The organism is Avrilella dinanensis (assembly GCF_002807015.1).
In the GTDB taxonomy this organism is placed as follows: Bacteria; Bacteroidota; Bacteroidia; order Flavobacteriales; family Flavobacteriaceae; genus Flavobacterium; species Flavobacterium dinanensis.
Genome location: NZ_NIPO01000001.1, coordinates 463035 through 487084, shown reverse-complemented (window position 1 = coordinate 487084; position 24050 = coordinate 463035). Strand labels below are relative to the sequence as shown.

The 24050-nt window shown below is 37.3% G+C and carries 22 protein-coding genes; 16 read left to right on the top strand and 6 right to left on the bottom strand.

The features are described from left to right. Window positions 1-9 precede the first annotated feature (9 nt). On the top strand, window positions 10-1068 hold the full coding sequence (locus CDL10_RS02345; protein WP_100677047.1) for an efflux RND transporter periplasmic adaptor subunit: 1059 nt from the start codon (window positions 10-12) through the stop codon (window positions 1066-1068). 72 nt (window positions 1069-1140) lie between these two features. Then, window positions 1141-4335, top strand: coding sequence for an efflux RND transporter permease subunit (locus CDL10_RS02340; protein ID WP_100677046.1), 3195 nt, complete (start codon window positions 1141-1143; stop codon window positions 4333-4335). Between the two features lie 453 nt (window positions 4336-4788). On the opposite strand, the gene CDL10_RS02330 is transcribed toward CDL10_RS02340, so the two are convergent. Next, the gene (locus CDL10_RS02330) at window positions 4789-5499 is read right to left on the bottom strand and encodes a YebC/PmpR family DNA-binding transcriptional regulator (RefSeq protein WP_100677044.1); all 711 of its coding nucleotides are present in this window, start codon (window positions 5497-5499) and stop codon (window positions 4789-4791) included. A gap of 172 nt (window positions 5500-5671) precedes the next feature. Next, complete coding sequence (locus tag CDL10_RS02325; RefSeq protein WP_100677043.1) at window positions 5672-6568, bottom strand: glycosyltransferase family 2 protein; 897 nt, start codon at window positions 6566-6568, stop codon at window positions 5672-5674. A 66-nt stretch (window positions 6569-6634) separates the two neighbouring features. Between CDL10_RS02325 and CDL10_RS02320 the strand changes: the two genes are divergently transcribed. The 3 genes from CDL10_RS02320 to CDL10_RS02310 are packed head-to-tail and all read left to right on the top strand — an operon-like array spanning window position 6635 to window position 9429. Further along, on the top strand, window positions 6635-7405 hold the full coding sequence (locus CDL10_RS02320; RefSeq protein WP_100677042.1) for a glycosyltransferase family 2 protein: 771 nt from the start codon (window positions 6635-6637) through the stop codon (window positions 7403-7405). Next, a complete protein-coding gene (locus CDL10_RS02315) occupies window positions 7402-8499 on the top strand; it encodes a glycosyltransferase (protein WP_100677041.1) in 1098 nt (365 codons plus the stop codon). Before CDL10_RS02320 ends, CDL10_RS02315 begins: the two co-directional genes overlap by 4 nt. Before the next feature lie 54 nt (window positions 8500-8553). Next, a complete protein-coding gene (locus CDL10_RS02310; protein ID WP_100677040.1) occupies window positions 8554-9429 on the top strand; it encodes a hypothetical protein in 876 nt (291 codons plus the stop codon). Window positions 9430-9501: 72 nt separating this feature from the next. Here the strand turns inward: CDL10_RS02310 and CDL10_RS02305 are convergent, their stop codons facing one another. Continuing rightward, window positions 9502-10680, bottom strand: a complete 1179-nt coding sequence (locus CDL10_RS02305) for a proline dehydrogenase family protein (RefSeq protein WP_100677039.1) — start codon at window positions 10678-10680, stop codon at window positions 9502-9504. Between the two features lie 73 nt (window positions 10681-10753). Between CDL10_RS02305 and aroB the strand changes: the two genes are divergently transcribed. The 4 genes from aroB (at window position 10754) to CDL10_RS02285 (ending at window position 14971) form a co-directional block, all read left to right on the top strand. Then, window positions 10754-11821, top strand: coding sequence for a 3-dehydroquinate synthase (gene aroB / locus CDL10_RS02300; protein ID WP_100677038.1), 1068 nt, complete (start codon window positions 10754-10756; stop codon window positions 11819-11821). 270 nt (window positions 11822-12091) lie between these two features. Beyond that, window positions 12092-13489, top strand: a complete 1398-nt coding sequence (locus tag CDL10_RS02295; protein WP_100677037.1) for an arginine decarboxylase — start codon at window positions 12092-12094, stop codon at window positions 13487-13489. A 58-nt stretch (window positions 13490-13547) separates the two neighbouring features. Beyond that, complete coding sequence (locus tag CDL10_RS02290; RefSeq protein WP_100677036.1) at window positions 13548-14519, top strand: deoxyhypusine synthase family protein; 972 nt, start codon at window positions 13548-13550, stop codon at window positions 14517-14519. A gap of 83 nt (window positions 14520-14602) precedes the next feature. Further along, entirely contained in the window at window positions 14603-14971 is a 369-nt protein-coding gene (locus CDL10_RS02285; protein WP_100677035.1) for a DNA primase, read from the top strand. A gap of 43 nt (window positions 14972-15014) precedes the next feature. Here the strand turns inward: CDL10_RS02285 and CDL10_RS02280 are convergent, their stop codons facing one another. Both CDL10_RS02280 and CDL10_RS02275 read right to left on the bottom strand, forming a co-directional pair. After that, window positions 15015-15230 (bottom strand): hypothetical protein, encoded by a 216-nt coding sequence (locus CDL10_RS02280; protein WP_100677034.1) that lies wholly within the window; start codon window positions 15228-15230, stop codon window positions 15015-15017. A 37-nt stretch (window positions 15231-15267) separates the two neighbouring features. After that, on the bottom strand, window positions 15268-15798 hold the full coding sequence (locus CDL10_RS02275) for a DUF7935 family protein (protein WP_100677033.1): 531 nt from the start codon (window positions 15796-15798) through the stop codon (window positions 15268-15270). 318 nt (window positions 15799-16116) lie between these two features. Between CDL10_RS02275 and CDL10_RS02270 the strand changes: the two genes are divergently transcribed. After that, the gene (locus CDL10_RS02270) at window positions 16117-16809 is read left to right on the top strand and encodes a ComF family protein (RefSeq protein ID WP_100677032.1); all 693 of its coding nucleotides are present in this window, start codon (window positions 16117-16119) and stop codon (window positions 16807-16809) included. A 20-nt stretch (window positions 16810-16829) separates the two neighbouring features. Further along, on the top strand, window positions 16830-18506 hold the full coding sequence (locus tag CDL10_RS02265; protein ID WP_133119439.1) for an Ig-like domain-containing protein: 1677 nt from the start codon (window positions 16830-16832) through the stop codon (window positions 18504-18506). 30 nt (window positions 18507-18536) lie between these two features. On the opposite strand, the gene CDL10_RS02260 is transcribed toward CDL10_RS02265, so the two are convergent. Further along, entirely contained in the window at window positions 18537-19199 is a 663-nt protein-coding gene (locus CDL10_RS02260; RefSeq protein ID WP_100678609.1) for an ABC transporter ATP-binding protein, read from the bottom strand. A gap of 110 nt (window positions 19200-19309) precedes the next feature. Here CDL10_RS02260 and CDL10_RS02255 point away from each other — a divergent pair, with 110 nt between their 5' ends. From CDL10_RS02255 to CDL10_RS02235, 5 genes are read left to right on the top strand one after another with little or no spacing between them, the layout of a single operon-like run. Further along, window positions 19310-19873, top strand: a complete 564-nt coding sequence (locus tag CDL10_RS02255; RefSeq protein ID WP_100677030.1) for a DUF5715 family protein — start codon at window positions 19310-19312, stop codon at window positions 19871-19873. 12 nt (window positions 19874-19885) lie between these two features. Further along, window positions 19886-20941, top strand: coding sequence for a dTDP-glucose 4,6-dehydratase (gene rfbB / locus CDL10_RS02250; protein WP_100677029.1), 1056 nt, complete (start codon window positions 19886-19888; stop codon window positions 20939-20941). Further along, window positions 20938-21489, top strand: a complete 552-nt coding sequence (rfbC, locus tag CDL10_RS02245; protein ID WP_100677028.1) for a dTDP-4-dehydrorhamnose 3,5-epimerase — start codon at window positions 20938-20940, stop codon at window positions 21487-21489. Before rfbB ends, rfbC begins: the two co-directional genes overlap by 4 nt. Then, window positions 21486-22343 (top strand): dTDP-4-dehydrorhamnose reductase, encoded by an 858-nt coding sequence (gene rfbD, locus CDL10_RS02240; RefSeq protein WP_100677027.1) that lies wholly within the window; start codon window positions 21486-21488, stop codon window positions 22341-22343. Before rfbC ends, rfbD begins: the two co-directional genes overlap by 4 nt. Before the next feature lie 44 nt (window positions 22344-22387). Continuing rightward, window positions 22388-24046: an OstA-like protein gene (locus tag CDL10_RS02235; RefSeq protein WP_165772968.1), complete on the top strand. Its 1659-nt coding sequence runs from the start codon at window positions 22388-22390 to the stop codon at window positions 24044-24046. The last annotated feature ends 4 nt before the right edge of the window (window positions 24047-24050 follow it).

Here is a 24050-nt window from a genome sequence, read left to right as displayed (position 1 = left end):
AATCAAATTATGAAAAAAATAATTATATCAGGCATATTTATCGTGGCTGCATTAGCCGGAATTATGTATATGTTGAACAAACATAAAGCCGAAAACAAAGCACAAACTGACGTTGTAGCACAAAAAAACAGTTTTGTTGCTGTGCGTACCGCAACCGCTGACTTTAGAGAAATTAACGGTCAGTACATCGCCAACGGAACATTTGCCCCGAAACAGGAAGTGAAAATTTCTGCAGAAACTCCGGGATTGGTTACTCGTGTTTTGGTTGATGAAGGTTCACGCGTAAGTGCAGGTCAAACTTTGGCAGTTATCAAAGCCGACCAGCAAAACGTAAATGTTGCCAACGCTCAGGCGGTTTATAACAATGCAGAAGCAGAAGTTGCCCGTTTTGAAAGTGCTTATGCAACAGGTGGTGTAACCAAACAACAGTTAGACCAGGTTAAATTACAGATGGAAAACGCTAAAAACAATCTTCGCAGTGCACAAATTTCAGCAGGCGATGTCAATGTTAAAGCGTCTTTTTCCGGTATTGTAAACAAGAGAAATATTGAACCGGGATCGTATGTAAACCCGGGAATGGAATTATTTGAAGTGGTAAACGTTTCTACATTAAAATTAAAAGTTAATGTAGATGAAAAAAATGTAGGTACTTTGAAAATAGGACAATCTGTGATGGTAAAATCACCCGTTTTGGCTGAAACAGAATTTACCGGAAAAATATCTTTCATTGCACCAAAAGCTGATGCAAGTTTGAATTTCCCAGTTGAATTGGAAATTGCGAACACTTCATCTAATGAGCTGAAAGCCGGAATGTATGGAAATGCCTATTTTGGTGACAGCCAGATGACGAATGTTTTATTGGTTCCGCGTGCTGCGTTTGTAGGAAGTGTAAGTTCTAACCAAATTTTTGTCCACAAAGATGGTAAAGCAGTTTTAACTAAAGTAGTTTCCGGAAGAACATTCGGCGAGTATGTTGAGATTGTTTCCGGGCTTGAAAAAGGAGCTGAAGTAATTGTTTCCGGACAAATTAATCTTACCGACGGTGCTGCCGTAGAAATCATTAAATAAAAATTGCTTTAAGCTGTAAGCCATAAGTATTTAGCTTATCGCCTAAAGCTTATTGCCTAAAGCCAAATATCAATGAAAATATCAGAAATATCTATAAAAAGACCTAGTGTTATCATCGTAATGTTTGCGTTGATGCTCCTGGGAGGGATAGCGTCTTATTTCAGTTTGGGCTATGAACTTATACCTAAATTTGACATAAACGTGATTACTGTACAAACGGTTTATCCGGGAGCGGCCCCTTCTGAAGTAGAAACTTCAGTAACCAAAGTAATTGAGGATGCAGTTTCATCGCTTGAAAACGTGAAGAAAATCGAATCCAAATCAATGGAAAGTGTTTCGGTGGTAATGATTACGCTCAATACAGGTGCAGATGTCAATTTCCTGTTGACTGATGCCCAACGGAAAATCAATGCTGTCGTAAACGATTTGCCAGACGATGTAGAAACACCATCACTCGACAAATTCTCTTTGGACGATGTACCGATTATGAACCTTTCGGTAACATCAAACCTTACCGAAAAAGAATTATACGACTTATTAGACCAAAAAATCCAACCGATTTTCTCTCGAGTTAACGGAGTTGCAAAAGTGGATTTGATTGGTGGTGAGGAGCGAGAAATACAAGTGAGTGTTAATCCGGAAAGGTTAGCCGGTTATGGATTGACCATTAGCCAGGTTCAACAACTCATCGCAGCCTCCAATATGGATTTCCCTACAGGTAATATTAAAACACAGAATAACCAGACAACAATTCGCCTTTCGGGTAAATTCACCTCATTAGAACAAATGCGTAATTTACCGATTACAACACCAAGCGGAGCCCAGATTAGATTGAGCGATATTGCCGATGTGCAGGATGGAATCAAAGACATTGAAAAAATTGCCCGTATCGACCAGGAAAATACGATATTAATGCAGGTGTTTAAACAATCTGACGCCAATGCAGTATCAGTTTCTGATATGGTGAAAAAAACAATCGAGACCATTCAGAAAGATTACCAAGCACAGAATGTAAAAGTTACTATTGCGTCGGATTCTACTGATTATACAATTAGTTCAGCTAATCACGTAATGGTCGATTTAGGAATAGCCGTTGTATTGGTAGCCTTCATTATGCTGTTCTTCCTGCACAGCTTGCGTGACGCCGGTATTGCTACATTGGCTATTCCGTTGTCTCTAATTGGTACATTTATTGGGTTACTGCTATTTGGATATACCCTAAACTTAATGACTTTATTAGGCTTGTCATTAGTAGTTGGTATTTTGGTGGATGATGCCATTGTGGTAATTGAAAATATTCACCGTCATATGGAAATGGGCAAAAACAAAGTACGTGCTGCTTATGACGGAGCGAAAGAAATCGGGTTTACTGTAACAGCGATTACTTTAGTAATCGTAGTAGTGTTTTTACCTATTGCTATGTCTTCCGGATTGGTTTCCGATATTTTAAGACAATTCTGCATTACGGTAGTTGTAGCTACATTATTGTCTTTACTTGTGTCATTTACATTAGTCCCTTGGTTGTACTCTCGTTTTGGTAAGTTATCACATATCAGTAAACATTCACTTTTCGGAAGGATATTATACGGTTTCGAAGCTGGATTAACCAAACTTACCAACGGAATTTCCGGCATTTTAGAATGGTCGTTAAAAAGACGTAGAAATAAAGTTATTTCTTTGTTAGTGACATTAATTTTGTTTTTTGCTTCGATAGGATTGGCTGTTGGCGGATACATAGGAGGGAGTTTCTTTCCGGAAAATGATAAGGGCGAGTTTTATATTCAGTTTGAATTGGAAAAAGATGCATCTATCGAACAAACCAATATACTAACACAGAAAGCAGAGGCTTATCTGTCACAAAAACCGGAAATCGAAAAAACGATTACTACAGTAGGGCAGGCTTCTGATGGAATGATGAATGCCGGTGGAACAAAATATAAATCGGAAATTCAAATCTATCTTGATGAAGAGTTTACCAAAACAGAACCTACCAAGGTGTATGCAGCAAAATTAAAACGTGAAATGGAGAACGTTTTGATTGGTGCTAAAGTTAAAACCGTAAGCATAGGATTGATGGGAGCAGAGCAGGCACCATTGATGCTGACAGTAATCGCATCTTCACAGGAAGACGCCTTGGAATATGCAAGAAAAGCTGCTGATTTGCTGGAAAAAATTCCAGGCTCAAACGAAGTGCGGTTAACTTCGGAAGATGGTAATCCGGAAGTTGTTGTACAATTAGACCGTGATAAAATGAATACCTTAGGGCTGAACGTTGCTACCGTAGGTATGACAATGCAAACCGCTTTTGCTGGTAATACCGATGTGAAATACCGTGCAGGAGATACAGAATACGACATCAATATCCGTTATGACGAAATTGGACGCGGAACAATGGACGACGTAAAAAACCTGAAATTTATCAATTCACAAGGTCAGACGATTACTTTGGAGCAGTTTGCTGATATTTCTTACGGGTCAGGACCAACATTGTTGGAACGTCGTGATAAGTCACCAGCAGTTTCAGTGCAAGCACAGGTCGTGGGTAAATCAGAAGGAACTATTGCTGCTGAATGGGAAGCAGAGTTTTCTAAATTAGAGCTGAAACCAGGCGTTGCTTTCGTATGGGGAGGAAACAAAGAAAACCAAGACGAAGGTTTCGGTACTTTAGGAATCGCCTTGTTGGCATCTATTCTCTTGGTATATGCAGTAATGGTCATTCTCTATGATAGTTTTTCGAAACCGTTTATCATTTTGTTTTCTATTCCGTTGTCATTCATTGGGGCGTTGTTATTACTTGCATTAACAAACCAAACGTTGAATATCTTTACCATTTTAGGTATCATTATGTTGATTGGTTTGGTGGCGAAAAACGCAATTATGCTCGTGGATTTTGCCAATCATAGAATAGAATCCGGTCACAGCGTGTACGATGCATTGATAGCAGCGAACCATGCACGTTTTCGTCCGATTTTGATGACCACTATTGCAATGGTTATCGGAATGATTCCGATTGCAATGGCACAAGGAGACGGGGCAGATGTGAACCGAGGCTTGGCTATTGTAATTATCGGAGGGCTGATTTCATCACTATTCCTGACGCTAATTATTGTGCCGGTAGTTTACTCAATCTTTGATGGTATCGGACGCCGAATTAGAAGAGGTAAAGAGAAAGCTGACTATGCAGAATTAATGACTGCCGACTATGAAGAAAACGAAAATTTTGTAGATGAAATGGCGGTTGATAATAATGAAAATGATAAAGAATAAATTGCTATCTATTTAGGTTTAATCAGTTGTTAAAAAGCCGGCTTTTAAAGCCGGCTTTTTTGTCTTTGATAGTCCGTTATAAAAAGAAATAACCTGTATTGTAAATAAGAACAACCACGATATAAAGAAGAATAGAAAACAAATACTTTTTTGCTCTATATAATTTTAACTGAAATAAAAAAACACAGAAAATAATTATAACCTTGGCAATATCCTGAGAAATAATATTAATCATAAAATTCTCCGGAACAATTGGAATGTTCATATTCATTTTAGTTTGAATAGCTTTTATAATTTTTCCCAAAGCCAACAAAATGCTGAAAATCAAAAAAATAATATTTAATATTTTGAGATAGTTCATTTCCTGTAAGCAAAAAAAACTCGAGATGCACAACCTCTATATTGTACATTCCGAGCTTCTTATCTTTGTTGTTTTTTCTTATTTTTTTGGGACTAAGCCATATTATGAAAAACATTTTGGACATCATCGTCTTCTTCGATTTTTTCCAGAAGTTTTTCTACATCAGCTTGTTGTTCTTCGTTAAGTTCTTTGGTTACTTGTGCAATTCTGTCAAATCCTGAAGAAAGTATTTCTATGTTTCTTTCTTCCAGTTCTTTTTGTATTGCACCAAAACTGCCGAAAGGAGCATAGATGTGAATACCGTCTTCGTCTCTGAAAACTTCTTCTACACCTAAATCAATCAATTCTAACTCAAATTCTTCCAAATCAATACTGTCATCGGTAGGAATGGTAAAATTACAATTATGGTCAAACATAAATTCCACAGAACCTTGTGTGCCTAAAGTACCGTTACACTTGTTAAAATAAGAGCGAATGTTGGCAACTGTTCTGTTATTGTTGTCAGTCGCAGTTTCGATAAGCACTGCGATTCCGTGCGGAGCATAGCCTTCAAATAAGACCTCTTTATAGTTTGCTGTATCTTTGTCTGTGGCTCTTTTTATTGCACGTTCCACGTTGTCTTTCGGCATATTTGCCGCTTTGGCATTTTGTATTACGGCACGCAGACGGGCATTTGTTTCGGGACTAGGTCCACCTTCTTTAACCGCCATTACGATGTCTTTTCCGATTCTCGTAAACGTTTTCGCCATTGCCGACCAACGTTTCATCTTACGTGCTTTTCTGAATTCAAATGCTCTTCCCATAGTTTGATATATATTTTGTCGAGCAAAATTACTAACAATTTATTTTTTTTGAAAGCTTAGAGCCTGTTTAAATTTGTATTGTAAAAATGTTTATAATCTGATTTCGATTAATATTTTAAAAAAAAGATAGGATAAAACAAGAAATAGCTGTGTTTTAATAATCAAACTAAGGTTACATATAAAACTTCCTGATATGATTTAATTTAGATATCGTACCGGTATTGAATGTTGAGGCAAGAACTTTTCTGTACTTGAATAAAAACAGCAGCAATTTTATATTCATAGAACCACTAACCCGTTTTTCGACAAGGTCATATAATTCCTCAAAAAAAGCTCTGTGCTGAAGGTCCGGAACGGTTAAGAAATCTTTTATTTTGTTTTGTAACAATATTATTTTTTCAAGTTTTGTGTTACCTTCCCAATTTTTACTTGAATTATTATTGTGTTTACGAAATAGCGTTGTGACTTCTTCGAGTACACAAACACTTTTTTTGTTAGTAGCCACAAACCCCAGCCAGGCATCATAAGTGCTGTGCGGAGGTATCGGAAAAGCGATTTTAGCCAACTCTCGTTTGAATAACATAGAGTGTCCCAGGAATATATTAAATAAAGTCAGGATTCGCGGGTCGTCTTTATCATAATGACGTGAACGCTTATCAAAACTGGTTTGATTGAGGCTGTTCCCATTCTCGTCAATCTTTGAAGAGATAGATTGAACGAGCAAATCATCATTAATCCTTATTTTGTTTAAAAGTAATTCGAGCTTGTTTGGAAGCCAGATATCATCTTGGTCGGATATGGAAATATACTCGCCTTTACAAAGCGAAATGGCATATTCAAAATTTTTGCTGTACCCTTTGTTTTCGCTATTACGAAATACCTTGATATACGGAAATTTAAGTGCATATTCCTGCAAAATAGCCAAAGTATTATCAGAAGAACAATCATCTACCGCTATAATTTCTATATTTTCATAGGTTTGGTTAACAATTGAATCTAATTGTTCCGATAAATATTTTTCGCCATTGTAGGTACATAGTGCAATAGAAACCAATGGGTAATTCATCATTTTTCTTGCAAATATACATTAATATCAATAAGCAAAAATATATCTTTGCAAGGAAATAAACTGATTATGACAAAAATTTCGGGAGTAATTATTACTTTTAATGAAGAAAAATTCATTGAAAATTGCTTAAAATCTATTACGGGTGTAGTAGATGAAATTGTTGTTGTAGATTCGTTTTCGACCGACAGAACCAAAGAAATCTGCCTGCAATATGGAGTCCGTTTTATCGAAAACAAATTCATCGGATTTACAGACCAGAAGAATTTTGCCAACGACCAGGCTCAATATGACTATATTCTTTCATTAGATGCAGACGAAGCCCTTTCGGAAGAGCTGAAAAAATCAATTTTGGAAGCGAAAAACAATTTCGTTCACGACGGCTATTCATTCAACCGATTGAATAACTATTGCGGCAAATGGATAAAGCATTCCAATTGGTATCCGGATAATAAAATCAGGCTTTTCAACAGGCATAAAGCCCGGTGGAAAGGAGAAAATAACCTGCACGAAATTATCGTTTTAGACGAACCGAAAAGCAAAGAAAACCTTAATGGCGATTTGTTGCATTGGGCCTATGATTCTATCGATGAACATTATCAGAAAGTACGCAGTTATACGAATATTGCTGCCCAGAATTCATTCAAAAGAAAGCCGAATAAAAAAATCGGTTTTTCGAAAATAGTAATAAATCCGTTTTGGAAGTTTTTTAAAAACTATTTCATCAAAAAAGGCTTTCTGGACGGTTACCAAGGTTTTGTAATTTGCTGTTTTGCTTCGTTTGGTACATTTCTTAAATATGTAAAAATAAAAGAATTACAACAAAAAAATAACCGATGAAAATAGCTTTTTTTAATTCGATCGTATTTTGGGGAGGCGGCGAAAAATGGCATTATGAAACTGCAGTCAGTTTTGCTAAAATGAATCATCAGGTTTATTTTTTCGGAAACCCGAAAGGAAAAATTCACGAAAAGCTGCAATCTCATCATGATATTCGTTTTGTTCCGGTTAATCTGTCTAATTTAAGTTTTCTGAATCCGTTTAAAATCAATCGATTGGCGAAAATTCTAAAAAAAGAGCAAATAGAAGTTATCATCATCAATCATCCGGGCGATTTGAAAATTGCGGCAAACGCAGCACATAAAGCTGGCGTTAAACGCATTATTTATCGTCGGGGTTCAGCAATTCCTGTCAAAAATAAATTTTTGAACCGGTATATTTTCAAAAATTGGGTAACCGATATTTTAGCCAATTCTCAGGCAACAAAAGTAACTATCCTGCAAAACAATCCGGATTTATTTCCGAAAGAAAAAATAAAAGTAATATACAATCACATTGATGTTCAGGAGTTTTTAAGCAGGGAAAGTTCTCCGAAAATTACCAGAAATAACGACGAAATCATTATTGGTAATTTAGGTCGATTGTCCTATCAGAAAAATCAAAAATTTCTGATTGATTTGTCTAAAAAATTAAGCCAACAGCATATCAATCATAAAATTTATATCGGTGGAACAGGCGAGTTGGAAGCCGAACTCAAACAGTATAACAAAGAACAAAATACCGAAGAAAACGTGATTTTTACTGGTTTTGAAACCAACGTAAAAAATTTTCTATCAGGAATTGATGTGTTTTTTCTTTCTTCAATTTGGGAAGGATTTGGATATGTTCTGGCAGAAGCCAACCTGTGCGAAAAACCTTGTATTGCCTTTAATACCAACAGTATGCCTGAGCTGGTTATTGACAATAAAAACGGATTTTTGATTACGCCAAATGATTTGGACGAGGCGGTCGAAAAAATTAAATTATTTGCTCAAAATCCTCAACTTATTACTGAATATGGAGCCTACGGAAAAGAATTTGTTCTACATAATTTTTCTAAAGAAGTGATAATTCAACAGTTGAAGGAGTATATTTTAGAATCGCCGTCAACATAGTTTGTTTTTACCCGTCTTTTTCGTAGATTGCCTTAATTTTTAATCAGCAGATTTATGCACTTATTGTACCTTATTTTCGGAAATCATTACCACAATTATTTACAGGCTTATGCTTCAATCAGTTCATTTAAAACAAATTGTAAAGAGCTGAAAACCATAAATATAATCACAGACCACCCGGTTTGGTTTGAAGCCATAAAAAGCGATATTAACATCATTCCGCTTTCAGCCGAACAATTGCGGGAGTGGAAAGGCGAGCACAATTATTTCTGGCGGGCGAAAATAAAAGCAATCGAAACTTTGAGTAAAATGTATAAAAATGAACCTATTGTTTATTTAGATACCGACACTTTTTTGTATAATGATAAAAGTAAAATCGCCGATACGCTCTCACAAAATAAAGCATTGATGCACTTAAACGAAGGTGCGATAAAAAACGATTCGAGCAAAACAGTGAAAAAAATGCACCGGCAGATTACCGTTCTTTCCGGTTCGCCTGTGGAAAATCTGGCAGATTATGATATGTGGAATGCCGGAGTAGTCGCCAGTCCGAACACCAAAGATAGTCAGGAATTTGAGCTGGCTCTTTCCGTTTGTGATTTTCTGTGTGAAAATAAAGTTACCGATAGATTATTGGAGCAATTCAGTTTGTCGGTTGCTCTCAAACATACTTATGGACTGGAAGAAAGCTCAGATTGTATCGCTCATTACTGGTCAAATAAAGACGAATGGAATCAATATTGGAATGAATTGTTTTTGTCGAATATTTTCAGAGGATCTGATTTGACTCAATTTGTCAGTGAATTTGACAAACAGGATTTCTCTAAAATGCCACCAATTTTAAAGATTTCAAAAAACACTAAAAAACGGCTCATCAAATGGGTTGAAAAGAAATTTCCGGATAAAGAAGTAGTTTATTTGAAGGGATAATAATTTGTTTAAAGTTTTTTTGTTTAAGGTTCTGAGTTTTACTTTTAAACAAAAAAACTTTAAACTTTATATCTACCGACTCGATTTTCGTCGTTTTATTTCCTTTTCAATCAGGTCGAGTTCCCGGTTGGTTTGTCCGGCAACAGAAGTGTTTTCTTCAGCACGGCGAATCAGGTAAGGCATTACGTCAAACACCGGACCAAAAGGTAGATATTTAGCTACGTTGTAACCATTTTTAGCCAGATTATAGCTGATATTATCGCTCATTCCGTATAATTGCCCGAACCAAACACGGTCGTCATCAGGCGAAATACCGTTTTGCTGCATGATATTCATAATCATATAAGTGCTTTCCTCGTTGTGCGTACCGGCAAACAAAGCCATTTTGTTATGGATATTTTCCAGCATATAAGTCACACTGTTGTTGAAAGTTGCATCGGTTTGTGATTTGGTGGCACAAATCGGCGAAGGATAACCTTTCTCCGAAGCACGTTCACGCTCGATTTCCATATAAGCACCTCTAACCACTTTCATGCCAATGTGAAAACCTTCCTCAATCGCAATCTGATGAATTTTTTTGAGGTAATCCAAGCGGTCCCAGCGATAGGTTTGAGCCGTGTTATAAACAATTACTTTGTTTTTATTGTATTTACGCATCATGTCCAACACCAAATCATCGGCAGCATCTTGCATCCAGCTATGTTCGGCGTCAATCAGCAACTTTACATCATTTTCAAAAGCAATGCGACAGATGTTGTCAAAGCGTTGTATGACACGATTCCATTCTTTTTCTTCTTCGGCAGAAAGTGTTTGGTTTTCACCGACTTTTACATACAAATCAAAACGCCCTACACCAGTTGGTTTGAAAACAGCAAACGGAATCGCTTGTCGTTCTTTCGCAAAATAAATCGTTTTGATGGTCATTCTTTCGGCAGCATCAAATTGTTCTTCTGTTTCTTTGCCCTCCACAGAATAATCCAATACAGACGAAACGCCGCCTTTTACATACATTTTATCCACGACTTTCAAACAATCATCTTCGTTTTCGCCTCCACAAAAATGGTCAAAAACAGTAGAACGAATCAATCCTTTAACCGGAAGTTTGGTTTTGATGGCAAAATGAGTCAGTGACGTCCCGATTTTCACCATAGACGGATTACTAATCATTTTAAACAAAAACTGAGCTCTTCTGAGTTCTTTGTCTGATTTTAAGGCAAAAGCGACCTCGGTGTTATCAAAAAGCTTTTCCATTTTACGAATAATAAGAATTGCAAATATAGGTACTTCCTGATTTTTTAATTTATTTTTGTAGGAAAATATTTTTATGAAGATTAATTCGTTACAGAACAGTTCAATTATCTTTGGTGCTGATTTTTATGAATCGCTGTCGCAATATATTGAAAATCAAAACTATTCTTCGTTGTTTATTCTCACAGATACTAATACTTACGAATATTGTCTGCCTGATTTTTTGGGAAATTTAGCCACAGATAAACCTATCGAAATTATTCAAACGGAAGCGGGCGAGGAGCATAAAAATATTGAAACCTGTACCGGAATCTGGCAAACGATGACAGAGTTGGGTGCCGACCGGAAATCGTTATTGATTACGCTCGGAGGTGGTATGATTACTGATTTGGGCGGATTCGTAGCGGCAACTTTCAAGCGAGGCATTGATTGTGTGAACGTTCCGACTTCTTTGTTGGCGATGGTTGATGCGTCGGTTGGCGGAAAAACGGGTATTGATTTGAACGGTTACAAAAATGAAATCGGCGTTTTTTGCTTTCCGAAACTGGTCGGGATTGATACTGATTTTTTAGCTACTTTACCTCGTGAAGAATGGTTATCGGGCTGGGCAGAAATGCTCAAACACGGACTGATTGCCGATTATAATTATTGGCGACAATTGTCGGATTTGAGTAACGTCAGCGAAATGGATATCGGACAGCTGATTTATCGTTCTGTCGAAATAAAAAATCAGATAGTTATTGAAGACTTTAAAGAACAGCATATCCGGAAAACATTGAACTTCGGGCATACTGTCGGGCATGCTTTTGAAAGTTATTGCCTGAATCACAATCAAACGGTTAAACATGGCTTTGCCATTGCAGAAGGTATGATTGTTGAGGCTTATTTGTCGTGGAAAAAAAATCTCATCTCGGAAGAATATTTGCATGAAATTCACGCAAAAATAAGAGCGATTTATCCAAAAATAGATTTTACTATCACACAGAAAGAAGCTATTCTTGATTTGATGAAACACGATAAAAAAAATATTGATGGAAAAATGTATTTTGTTTTGCTAAACGGAAAATCGAAATCGGCTTATAATCAGTTGATTACTTATGATGAAGTTAATGAAGCTATAAATTTTTATATTCAAAGTCAATAAATCATCAGATTATGATTTTGAATAATAATATTTTATACATTTGCCTTTCGTAATGGTTTAATTAAAAATTAATTTTCGCCAGGTTGGCATGCAGCGTGCTGATGAAAAAATACATCAAATATATCAATATACTCGTGGATTTGATTCTGCGTATAAGTGTCAGAAAGACACAAAAACTCACTATTGCTTACGCAAATATCAGGGTTTGAATAATATTTCTACATACAGATTTTAGTCTAATTAGAAATTTATTATTTAAACTTTTGCATCATGAACGTAAAATATATCGATTTAATCAATCAAACTTTTTATTTTCCACAAGAGGAGTTCACTTTGGATAAAGACCGCTTGCTTTTTCACAATATTGATTTGATGAAACTGGTTGAGCAATATGGTACTCCGTTGAAATTCACATATTTGCCCCAAATTTCCAACAATATCAGCAAAGCCAAAACATGGTTTCGCAAAGCGATGGAAAAGCACAAATACGAAGGTAAATACCATTATTGCTATTGCACCAAAAGTTCACATTTCAAATACGTGATGGACGAAGCTTTCAAAAATGATATTCACGTCGAAACATCATCGGCTTTTGATATCAATATTGTTGAGCAGTTACTGAAAGAAAAAACCATCAGTAAAAAAACTTATGTGATTTGCAACGGGTTCAAACGTGATTTGTATATCGAAAATATCGCTCGGTTGATGAATAACGGTCACAAAAACACCATTCCGATTATTGATAATTATGAAGAGTTGGATTTGTTGTCAGCGGCTATTGACGGGGATTTTAACGTCGGGATTCGTATTGCATCGGAAGAAGAACCGAAATTTGAATTTTATACTTCGCGATTAGGTATCGGTTACAAAAATATAGTGCCTTTTTACCGTAAAAACATTCAGGAAAACCCGAAAGTGAAGCTCAAAATGCTGCACTTTTTCATCAATACCGGTATCCGTGACACAGCATATTACTGGAATGAATTACTCAAATGTCTTAAAGTATATATTGCTCTTAAAAAAGAATGTCCGACGCTCGACAGCCTGAATATCGGCGGCGGTTTTCCTATTAAAAATTCGTTGGCATTCAACTATGATTACGAATATATGGTAGATGAAATCATCAACCAAATCAAAATTGCCTGTGATGACGCCGAGGTTGATGTACCGGATATTTTTACGGAATTCGGTAGTTTTACTGTAGGCGAAAGCGGCGGAGCGATATACAAAGTGTTGCAGCAAAAACAGCAAAACGACCGGGAAAAATGGAATATGATAGATTCTTCCTTTATCACAACCTTGCCCGATACGTGGGCAATCAACAAAAGGTTTGTGATGCTGGCAGTAAATCGCTGGACCGAAACTTATGAACGGGTTTTATTAGGTGGATTAACTTGTGATTCTGATGATTACTACAATTCAGAGCAAAATCTGAATGCGATATATCTCCCAAAATATAATAAGGAAAAACCGTTGTATATCGGGTTTTTCAATACCGGAGCATATCAGGAAACCATCAGCGGGCAAGGAGGAATCCACCATTGTTTGATTCCGCAACCAAAACACATTTTGATTGACAGAGATAAAAACGGCATTGTGGCCACCGAAGTTTTTTCAGAGCAGCAAAGTGCCGACGACGTGATGAAAATTCTGGGATATAATAAGTAATTAGCAAATTCGCGGATTTGCAAAATAAACAATTAAACAAACTTTAAACAAAAAATATATGAAAGGACCAATTTCTCAGTTTATAGAAAAAAATTACCTGCACTTCAACGCAGCGGCTTTGGTTGATGCAGCAAAAGGATATGAAAAACATCTTAACGAAGGTGGCAAAATGCTGATTTCCTTGGCAGGAGCGATGAGTACTGCCGAATTAGGGATTTCGCTCGCAGAGATGATTCGTCAGGACAAAGTAGCGATTATTTCCTGTACCGGAGCTAACCTGGAAGAAGATATCATGAATCTGGTAGCACATTCTCACTACAAACGCGTACCGAATTACCGTGACTTATCGCCGAAGGAAGAATGGGAATTGCTGGAAAATCATTATAACAGAGTAACCGATACCTGTATTCCGGAAGAAGAGGCTTTCAGAAGATTGCAACAGCATATTTTCAAAATCTGGAAAGATGCCGAAAATGAAGGAAAAAGATATTTTCCGCACGAATATATGTATCAAATGCTAAAATCGGGTGTGTTGGAGCAATACTACGAAATTGACCCTAAAAACTCATGGATGCTGGCGGCAGCTGAAAAAAACATTCCGATTGTGGTTCCGGGTTGGGAAGATTCAACGATGGGTAACATTTTTGCCTCTTATGTGATTAAAGGAGAATTACAGGCATCAACAATGAAATCAGGAATTGAATATATGGCATTTTTGGCCGACTGGTACACTAAAAATTCAGATGGAAAAGGAATTGGATTTTTCCAGATAGGCGGAGGAATAGCCGGAGATTTCCCGATTTGCGTAGTGCCGATGCTGTATCAGGATTTGGAAATGGAAAATATTCCGTTCTGGAGTTATTTCTGTCAGATATCTGATTCGACTACTTCCTATGGTTCTTATTCCGGAGCAGTGCCGAATGAAAAAATCACTTGGGGAAAACTGGATATTGATACGCCAAAATTTATCGTAGAATCTGACGCAACGATTGTTGCACCGTTGATTTTTGCCTATGTTTTAGGACAGTAAAAAAAATGAAAAAAAATCCGAAATTCTACTTGGAAATTTAATCAAGCATAGTATTTTTGGGACACAACAAAAGTATCCAAATAATGAAACGAGTTATAGTTGATTACGCCAAATTGACCAATGAAATTTTAACACTGTTAGTGGAAAAATTCCCCGACGGATATGATGACACAGACATTATCCGGTTTAAAAATGCCAAAAACGAAACCGTTGAGGCAGTAGAAGTTAGGACCGAAGATACGATTTATCTGGTTAAAGTGAGTACCAAATTAGCCGACCGTATTGAGAATTATGATGAAGACGACGACGAATTGGTTGACGTGGACGATATCCCGAATGATGATTTGGAAATAGCAACAGGCGATAAGCAATCAAAGCCTAAGAAAACGAAGAATGAAGATGACGAAGACTTTGATGATGATGACTTTGATGATGAAGATGACGACTTCTAAACCCATAAAAAAACGGTTCTTTTTAGAACCGTTTTTTTATGGGTTAATCACAACTCACATTGTGATATTCAAACTCTACTTCATCTTTATCTTCGATATCAGCACAGTTTCCATCTCTGCTTCCTTGATAATCTATGGTGTAATTACCTTCGTTGTCATAAACTTTTTTGAAAATTTCGCAATGGCATTTGTCTTCTGATTCACAACCTACCAGAAAGAAAACACCCAATAATCCCATTGATAATACTATTTTTTTCATCTTTTATTTTTTTTGTTTAATGAGTTTGCATCATAAATCATACCAAATTCGCAACATCTTCCCGAAGTTTGCTTTTGGCTAATGTAATCAGAGCCTGAGAGTTATTTATTTTTAGTAAATTACTCTGCAAATCATAAGCACTGTTACTTTCTATGCTCAAAGTGGTTTTGAGAATATCTTGTATAACTGCGTTTTTGGCTGCATCAACTACCGACCAGGCTTCTTTGGATACATATAATTCCTGCGAGGCATTAAAATCAAATTCCTGCTCGATATTTTTAATCAGAAAATCGGCATAGTCTTTTTTCTCGGTAGATACAGGCTGCACACGGCTTACCAGTTTAGCAACAGCTATCCGGTCAATCAGAATCATCAATCGCTCATACGCCTGAAGCGTTTGCGGTGTAGCTTTTTTCTGAACTGTTGCATTTATCTGCTGACCCAGTTGTTGTTTGAGTTGTTTTCTTTTTGCTTCTTCGAGAGTAATATTCTTTCTGTTGATAAAATAGTACATCACGACTACTGCTATCAAGGCTGCAAGCGACCACAAAACCGTTGTTATATCCATTTTTACTTTTTGGTTTAAACAAAGATAAAGAAAAACCGCCTCTAAAAAGCAATTAATTTAAGAGCCTGTTTAAATTTGTATTGTAAAAATGTTTATAGGTTATTTTTGAGGCAGAACAAGGCAAATTTTCAAAGGATAGCAGAGCTATCGTTTTAAAATTTAACGCGGTTATGACCAAAAAGAAGCATAAACAAATTATTAGATAAATTTTAAACAGGCTCTTAATATAACAAACAAAAGCATCTGCGGGGTTTTTAAAACTTCACAGATGCTTTTTGGTTAATGTGATTTTAAACAGCTTTAGATCCCTATAGAAAAATGTGGAAAAATCTACTCGATTTATTTGTGCCTAATCATTGTGCCGGCTGTGACGGAACGCTGTTGGAGGGCGAACGCATTTTATGTATGTCATGTTACCATACTTTAGATTTTATTCCGGTTGGCGAATGCGGAAATCATGAACTTATTAGGCAACAATTTTTCGGGAAAGTTGCGGTTAAAGAGGCTTGCGGATTGTTGTATTACGACAAGGACAAAGGAATAACTCAAAATATAATTAAAAATCTCAAATACAGAGGAAGGGAAGATATTGGTGATTTTCTGGCAGAGCTTTCGTGGCAGAGCTTCAAAGATACGCCTTTGTTCAATGAAATTGATTTTTTGTGTTGTGTGCCGCTGCATCATCGGAAATTAAAACAACGAGGCTATAATCAGTTGCATCGGTTTGGAAAGAAAATCAGTCAATTATCAGGAATACCATTTCGGACAGATTTACTGAAGCGTAATTTTTATGAAAAATCGCAAACCCGAAAAAATATTTTCAGCAGGAGTATGGGCAAAAAAGATAAATTTATTCTTCGCCCCAACCTGATTAGTCCAGACGCCAATCTGTTACTGATAGATGATGTGATAACCACCGGTTCAACCATGGAGCAAGTGATAAAAGCCATTCGCCGGCACCAAACTGGTAATGTGAATGTGCTTTGTATGGCATCGACTTATAATACGTAGAGTTGTTTAAAAATTATCAGATGAATTTTTGCAGGTTTACAGCCAATCCGTTTTTATTCTTTAATTTTACGTCAAATTTTCCGGATATGAAACACAGTCGATTTGTTTTCCTTTTTGTTATTGTTGTGCTTTGCCTGTTTTCGGGCTGTGCCAAGCGTGGATATATTACCGGCGGTCCTATCGACAGTTTGCCTCCGGTGGTGTTGAAAAGCAATCCCAACAATTATTCTATCCATTTTGATGCCAAAGAAATTCAAATTTATTTTGATGAATATGTAAAGCTGGAAAACGTTAACCAAAACCTGATTATATCCCCGCCTTTAAACCAAACGCCTGAAATATTGCCGATGGGATTTGCTTCCAAAATGATTACAGTAAAAATTCATGATACATTAAAAACTAACACCACTTACAATTTCAATTTCGGACAAAGTATTGTGGATAATAACGAAGGCAATCCTCTGGGAGATTTTTCCTATGTTTTTTCAACCGGTGATTATATTGATTCATTGAAAATCAGCGGAAGTATTCAGGATGCTTACAGTAAAAACACAGAGAAAAATGTGAAAATCATGCTTTATCCGGCAGAGAATTTCAACGATTCGACGGTGTATAAAGAGAAACCTTTGTATGTGGGCAATACGCTGGAAAAAACCACTTTTGAACTGAAGAATCTTAAAGAAGGCGACTACCGGATTCTCGCTTTGCAGGATAAGAATAACAATTATCTGTTTGACCCGAAAACCGATAAAATAGGATTTGTTGAAGAAACGGTTTATCTCCCGCAGGAGGAAGAATTGTTGTATCAGCTGTCGTTGTTCAGGGAAGAAAAAGCGATGAATGCTTATCGACCTACAATGATTTCACAGAATAAATGGTTGGTGCCGTTTGAAGGTAATCCGAAAGATGTTGATTTGCAGGTTATTGCTGACGGAAACCCGATAGATGCCTATATCCAGAAAGTGAAAAATGCAGATTCACTGCACGTTTTTACGCCATTGGTAGCTTATGATTCGCTGCAATTTAATTTTAACGGAAAAGAAGATTATAATAAGGAATTTACCGTTAAGCCAAGAAAACTAAACGCCATTGATTCCCTGGCTGTGAATATGTCAAAGACTGGTACAATCGGGTTCAGAGACAGCATTCAGCTTACTGTGACCACACCGCTTGTGCAAATTGACTCGACCAAATTTATTTTGATAAACAAAGATTCGGCATCGATTCCGGTTACGCTCAATTACGATTCGCTGTACTTTAATTTGTATGTTGATTTTGCCAAAGCGGAAAATGAAAATTATCAGTTGGAGATTTTGCCGGGTGCAATGCGGGATATTTATGACAAAACGAACGATTCTTTGCTGTATAAATTCAAAACCACGGCACATGCCGACTACGGAAATATGACGCTTAATATCGTTAATCCAGAACAACGGTTTCCGTTGATTGTTCAGTTGCTTGATGACAAGGAAAATATTCTATATGTAAATTATCTTAGCGAAGGCAGCCAGACTAATTTTGCGTTACTTCCGCCAAAAATGTACTTTGTCCGTGTAATCATTGACGAAAATGAAAACGGAAAATGGGACACAGGAAATTATTTGCTCAAAAAACAGCCGGAAGAAGTTTTTTATGAAACCGAACCAATCGATGTGCGGGCAAACTGGGAACTAAACGAAACTTTTACATTGGAATAACCCTTGTGACTTTGTGGTTCAAAAAAACATTTAACCCAAGATTTCCCCATCTGTAATCACGATTTTCCGGTCTGCCATATTAGCTAAATCCTCGTTATGCGTGATAATCACGAAGGTTTGATTAAAATCTTTACGGAGTTTGAAGAACAGTTCATGCAAGTTTTCAGCACCTTTTGTATCCAGATTTCCGGAAGGTTCATCAGCAAAAATAATCGCCGGATTATTGATTAATGCTCTGGCAACGGCAACCCTTTGCTGTTCGCCGCCCGAAAGTTCTGACGGAAAATGATCGGCTCGATGCGATAATCCCAAATAATCCAACAATTCCAAAGCACGTTGCTGTGCCTGTTTATGACTTGTTTTGGCTATCATTGCCGGAATACAAATGTTTTCCAAAGCATTGAACTCGGGTAATAATTGATGAAACTGAAAGATAAAACCTAAGTTCAGATTTCTGAATTTGGATAAGTTTTTATCTTTTAATTTCAAAACATCTGTACCGTTGATGATTAAAGATGCAGAATTGTTGAGGTCAGGTTTGTCCAACGTTCCCAAAATCTGAAGCAGAGTCGTTTTGCCCGCACCCGATGCTCCGACAATAGATACGACTTCCCCTTTTTTGATATTCAGGTTGATATTGTTCAGCACACGCAAATCGTCAAAATGCTTGCTGATATTTCGAGCTTCAATAATCATGCTTTTCCGGATTTTGATACAAAATAACTAATTTTTTGTTATATTTACTGCATATCGCCCAAGAATAATTATCTTCGGGGCTTTAATTCAACGCTTACCAAATTAACATGAAAAATATTTATCGTCTGTTTTTGTTGCTCTGCCCGTTGTTGGCGACCGCACAAGTTAAACCGTCTCAGGAATATCTGACGCACCTCAAAGCAGCAAAATCACATGGAGTAGCTCACATCAAAACTAAAAAACAATTAGACCGGTTGGTTGCCAATAAAAAGCTGGTTCATGTCAAGCAGCGTGGCTATGGTTACAGAGTTGATAAATTAACGCACAGTTACAGTTATTTAATTCCAAAAGGCAAAAAAGTGCTGGACGATATTGCCAGAAGTTTTGTGCAGGAAACCGGACAAAATTTCTTTGTAGTAACCTCTCTTACTCGTACAGAGGAAAAGCAAAAACTGCTCAGGCGAAGTAATATCAACGCGTCGTCTAACGAAAGTGCCCACACATTCGGAGCATCTTTTGATATTTCTTATGTGAGGTTTAACCATAAAAGAGGAAGAAATACAAAGTTGGAAAACGCTTTGGAAAGAGTGTTGAAACAATACCAAAAACAAGGTAAAATTTACTTTGTGAAAGAGCGGAAGGTAAATTGTTTTCATATTGTAGTAAGATAGATTATAAAAATTATGAAAAAAACAATATTAATTACCGGAGGAGCCGGGTTTATCGGTTCGCATTTGGTTAAACATTTCGTACACAAATACCCGGATTATCTCATCATTAACCTGGATAAGCTGACGTATGCCGGAAATCTGGAAAACCTTCAGTCGGTGGAAAAATATCCGAATTATCGTTTTGTTCAGGCAGATATTGTTGATATGACACAGGTTCAGCAGGTTTTCAAAAAATATAATCCCGATACGGTTATTCATCTGGCAGCCGAATCACATGTGGACAGGTCGATTCATCAGCCTGCGGATTTTGCCCTGACGAACGTTATCGGAACAGTCAATTTACTTAATGCCGCTAGAGAAACATGGCAGAATGAATATCAGAATAAGCTGTTTTATCAGGTTTCCACAGATGAGGTTTATGGTACCTTGGGCGAAGAAGGGCTGTTTACAGAGCAAACGCCTTATCAGCCACATTCCCCATATTCGGCATCAAAAGCAGGAGCCGACCATTTTGTGAAGGCTTATCATGACACCTACGGAATGCCCGTCGTAATTAGTAATTGCTCAAATAATTACGGAACATATCAGTTTCCCGAAAAATTGATTCCGCTGTGTATTCTGAATATATTGAACCGAAAGGAAATTCCGGTTTATGGTAACGGAAAAAACGTCAGAGATTGGCTTTTTGTGGGCGACCACGCAGAGGCGATAGATTTGATTTGCCATCAGGGTAGAGTAGGAGAAACCTATAATGTCGGAGGAAATAATGAACAGACGAACCTCAATTTGGTTAAAGAAATAGCTGCATTGATGGACAAAAAAACAGGAAGAACACCCGGCGAAAGTGAAAGTTTGATTCGTTTTGTCAAAGACCGCCCCGGACACGATTTTCGTTATGCGATTGATTCTTCCAAGTTACAAAACGAACTGGGCTGGAAACCTACAATGAGTTTCCGAGAAGGTTTGAGCCAGACTATTGACTGGTATCTGGATAATGAAAACTGGGTAAAGCATGTAGTTTCCGGCGAATATCAACATTATTATCAAAAACAATATTTAACCAAATGAAACTAACCGAAACCGGATTGGACGGATGTTGGGTTATAGAGCCTAAAGTGTTTGAAGATAACCGCGGACATTTTTTTGAAAGTTTCAATGAAGATACTTTCCGGAAACTGACCCGAACATCAACTTGTTTTGTACAGGACAATCAGTCGTTATCTGCTTATGGCGTGATTCGCGGGTTGCATGCCCAACACGGAAAATATGCTCAGGCAAAACTGGTTCGCGTCGTTCGAGGAAGCGTTTTGGACGTGGCGGTTGATGTACGGGGAAATTCGCCCACTTTCGGACAGCATTTTTCGATAGAACTGAGCGAATCCAACCGAAAACAACTGTTTGTTCCTAAAGGTTTTTTGCATGGTTTTTCTGTATTGTCAGACGAGGCAGTTTTTTTGTATAAATGTGACGAATACTATCGTCCGGAGCAGGAATATGGCATTTGCTTTAACGATGCCGATTTGCAAATCGATTGGAAAATCCCGGTTGATAAGCAAATTGTCAGTGATAAAGACAAGCAATTACCGACTTTTAAAGAAGTTTTTACATCGTTATGAAAATATTGGTTATCGGAAAATTCGGTCAGTTGGCATCTTGTTTGCAGGAGGAGAGTGTGCAATACGCTCATAATCAGTTTTTTTTTCTCGACAGAAATGAATTTCCGCTGGACGATGTAAAAAGAATTCCGCAGCAATTAGATAAAATCTTTCCGGATATCATCATTAATACGGCGGCTTATACACAAGTAGATAAGGCTGAAACAGAACAGGAAACAGCCGATTTAATCAATCATCAGTCGGTAGCTGAAATAGCGAAATGGTGTGGGCAAAATCACAAAAAGCTGGTGCAAATATCTACCGATTATGTTTTTGACGGTACTTCCCGCAAACCCATAACAGAAAGTGAACAAACGCATGCAATCAATGTTTATGGAAAAACAAAACTGCTTGCTGAACAGGCTGTTATCGAGTCAGGAGCAGATTTTATGATTGTTCGCACGTCGTGGTTGTACAGTGCATTCGGACATAATTTTGTACAGACAATGTGCCGGTTAATGACAGAAAAATCAGAGATTAACGTGGTTAATGACCAATATGGTAGTCCGACTAACGCACACGATTTAGCTAAACATTTATTGCATATTTTATTAACGGAAAAATGGCAGTCAGGTATTTTTCATTACACCAATTCTGGTGTGGCTACCTGGTTTGATTTCGCCATGGAAATCAAGCGATTAATGAATGCTGATACAGCAGTTAATCCGGTCGATTCGAGTGCATTTCCGACTACGGCAATTCGTCCGGAATATTCGGTGTTGTGTAACCGGAAAATTCAGGAAACTTTTGGAATTGAAATTGAAGACTGGCGAAATAGTTTGCATCGCTTTTTCCAAAATAAAGTTAAAAAATAATCAGTCGGCTTTTTTTGCTTATTTTTGACTCAAAATAGCAGATTTTGAAATTATTACTTTCTATATTATTACTGGTTTTTGGCATTCAGCTGGGCTGGACGCAAAATGCAGGTCAGCAGTCAGGTACTTCCATTGAAATTATTCATGCCGATTATACCGAACGTAACGAAAGCACTTTGCCAGGGGCTTTGGTGTTGACCGGAAATGTTCAGGCGTTGCACGACAGCGTGTATATTTATTGTAACAAAGCTTATTTTTTTCAGGCAGATAATTACCTTAAACTGTTTGGCGACGTGAGAATGATACAGAATGACACTTTGCAGATGGACAGTAAGTATGCCGAATATAACGGCAAGGAGCAAATTGCTTATGCTTCCGGAAATGTCGTGATGCGTTCGCCCAATTCTCAACTGACTTCCGAGAAGGTGTATTACGACCGCAGAAACGGGGTGGCATATTATGATAATCATGCTAATATCATCAACCGCGACAACACGCTGACGAGTAAAGAAGGGAAATACATTATTGCTGAGGAAAAGTACGAGTTTCGTTCGCATGTGGTGCTGACCAATCCTGAGACGAAGATAGTTACTGAATATCTTGATTTTTATGAGGCACCGGGGCACGCTTATTTACTCGGACCGTCCACTATCGAAAATAAAGAGTCTTTCATTTACACCGAAAATGGTTTTTATGACACCCGGCTTGACATCGGTAAATTATTGGACAATTCTTATGTGTTGAGTGACAACAAACGCATTGACGGCGACGATATTTACTATGACAAAAACAACAATTACACCCGGGCAATCAACCATGTGAAAGTGACTGATACCATAAATAATATGATTGCTACCAGTCATTTTGCGGAAATTTATCAATTTTCGGACGGTCACGATTCGGTGTATATCACGAAAAAACCACTGATAAAAATGCTGGCAGAAGATGATTCTACCTATTTTCACGCCAAGGAAATATTTATTACCGGAAAAGAAAAAGAGCGGGTAATGTGGGGGTATTCCGATGCCAGAATGTTCAGAGATCCTGATATGAGTGCCAAGGCAGATTCAATTCATTTTCAGCAAAAACTGGGATTGACCAAACTTCTCGGAAAACCGGTTTTGTTCAGAGGAGAAAGTCAGATAACCGGACAGGTTATGCATTTGATTAATGACACGCTTACCGAAAAAATGGATTCTGTCAAAGTGCTCAAAGACGCTTTTCTGATTCAGCGAGATACTTTGGGAACTGGTTACAATCAGGCAAAAGGGATTAATTTGTACGGAAAATTTATTGATGACGAACTTCGGCAGATTGATTTAATCCAAAATGCGGAAATGATATATTATATTTATGACGAAGATGATATACTGACCGGAATAGATAAAGGAATTTGTTCACAAATACGGTTAGAACTCGAAGACAACCAGATTGTTACAGCAACACGAATGATTAACCCGAAAGGAGAAACGTATCCGCCAGAGGAATTCCCGAAAAACGCCCGGTTATTCCCCGGCTTCAAATGGAGAGGAGAGGAACGGATTATGAGTGTAGAAGATATTTTTCCGGAAGAGGAAAATATATTAGAAGAAACTTTGCCGGAAGAATCAGAGCAACCAAAGGAAATAAAACTACAGGAAGAAACAATTGATTATCAGAAGAATAATAAAGAAGAGCCTGTGAATAAAATTCGTACGGAATAATAGT

Excerpts from the sequence above, each read along its gene's own strand:
- CDL10_RS02345 (WP_100677047.1), top strand. The coding sequence starts at position 10 with ATGAAAAAAATAATTATATCAGGCATATTTATCGTGGCTGCATTAGCC.
- CDL10_RS02340 (WP_100677046.1), top strand. The coding sequence starts at position 1,141 with ATGAAAATATCAGAAATATCTATAAAAAGACCTAGTGTTATCATCGTA.
- CDL10_RS02330 (WP_100677044.1), bottom strand. The coding sequence starts at position 5,499 with ATGGGAAGAGCATTTGAATTCAGAAAAGCACGTAAGATGAAACGTTGG.
- CDL10_RS02325 (WP_100677043.1), bottom strand. The coding sequence starts at position 6,568 with ATGATGAATTACCCATTGGTTTCTATTGCACTATGTACCTACAATGGC.
- CDL10_RS02320 (WP_100677042.1), top strand. The coding sequence starts at position 6,635 with ATGACAAAAATTTCGGGAGTAATTATTACTTTTAATGAAGAAAAATTC.
- CDL10_RS02315 (WP_100677041.1), top strand. The coding sequence starts at position 7,402 with ATGAAAATAGCTTTTTTTAATTCGATCGTATTTTGGGGAGGCGGCGAA.
- CDL10_RS02310 (WP_100677040.1), top strand. The coding sequence starts at position 8,554 with ATGCACTTATTGTACCTTATTTTCGGAAATCATTACCACAATTATTTA.
- CDL10_RS02305 (WP_100677039.1), bottom strand. The coding sequence starts at position 10,680 with ATGGAAAAGCTTTTTGATAACACCGAGGTCGCTTTTGCCTTAAAATCA.
- aroB (WP_100677038.1), top strand. The coding sequence starts at position 10,754 with ATGAAGATTAATTCGTTACAGAACAGTTCAATTATCTTTGGTGCTGAT.
- CDL10_RS02295 (WP_100677037.1), top strand. The coding sequence starts at position 12,092 with ATGAACGTAAAATATATCGATTTAATCAATCAAACTTTTTATTTTCCA.
- CDL10_RS02290 (WP_100677036.1), top strand. The coding sequence starts at position 13,548 with ATGAAAGGACCAATTTCTCAGTTTATAGAAAAAAATTACCTGCACTTC.
- CDL10_RS02285 (WP_100677035.1), top strand. The coding sequence starts at position 14,603 with ATGAAACGAGTTATAGTTGATTACGCCAAATTGACCAATGAAATTTTA.
- CDL10_RS02280 (WP_100677034.1), bottom strand. The coding sequence starts at position 15,230 with ATGAAAAAAATAGTATTATCAATGGGATTATTGGGTGTTTTCTTTCTG.
- CDL10_RS02275 (WP_100677033.1), bottom strand. The coding sequence starts at position 15,798 with ATGGATATAACAACGGTTTTGTGGTCGCTTGCAGCCTTGATAGCAGTA.
- CDL10_RS02270 (WP_100677032.1), top strand. The coding sequence starts at position 16,117 with ATGTGGAAAAATCTACTCGATTTATTTGTGCCTAATCATTGTGCCGGC.
- CDL10_RS02265 (WP_133119439.1), top strand. The coding sequence starts at position 16,830 with ATGAATTTTTGCAGGTTTACAGCCAATCCGTTTTTATTCTTTAATTTT.
- CDL10_RS02255 (WP_100677030.1), top strand. The coding sequence starts at position 19,310 with ATGAAAAATATTTATCGTCTGTTTTTGTTGCTCTGCCCGTTGTTGGCG.
- rfbB (WP_100677029.1), top strand. The coding sequence starts at position 19,886 with ATGAAAAAAACAATATTAATTACCGGAGGAGCCGGGTTTATCGGTTCG.
- rfbC (WP_100677028.1), top strand. The coding sequence starts at position 20,938 with ATGAAACTAACCGAAACCGGATTGGACGGATGTTGGGTTATAGAGCCT.
- rfbD (WP_100677027.1), top strand. The coding sequence starts at position 21,486 with ATGAAAATATTGGTTATCGGAAAATTCGGTCAGTTGGCATCTTGTTTG.